This is a genomic window from Pseudoalteromonas sp. 5Ae-yellow (assembly GCF_014077565.1).
Classification (GTDB): domain Bacteria; phylum Pseudomonadota; class Gammaproteobacteria; order Enterobacterales; family Alteromonadaceae; genus Pseudoalteromonas.
Map to the genome: position 1 here is coordinate 1 of NZ_JACGWD010000214.1, position 248 is coordinate 248.

Genomic DNA, 248 nt, shown 5'->3' on the forward strand with positions numbered 1-248 from the left:
TAACACCGATCAGTTAAGGTATTTTTGATCGGTTGACCGATCTTTTGGTTGCTTCACAATACCCTTATCATCTTTTGATTATGAGGGTATTTTTATGCTTAGTCATTGGTTACTTGATACAGATATATTCGCCACTCCTGACTCTTTATCTACATTTCAGAAACATATCCCTCTTGAGTGGATTTCTAATGTGCTCGAGCAGACCGATAAAGCAAGTATTCGCAAACGTAAGTTACCTGCTGAGCTTG

1 protein-coding gene is annotated in these 248 nt (G+C 38.3%); it reads left to right on the top strand.

Annotation, left to right across the window (positions count from 1 at the left end; all coding sequences use genetic code 11):
* Positions 1-94 precede the first annotated feature (94 nt).
* The coding region (locus H4J63_RS20000; protein WP_182198119.1) for a transposase domain-containing protein at positions 95-248 on the top strand (154 nt) is incomplete at its 3' end.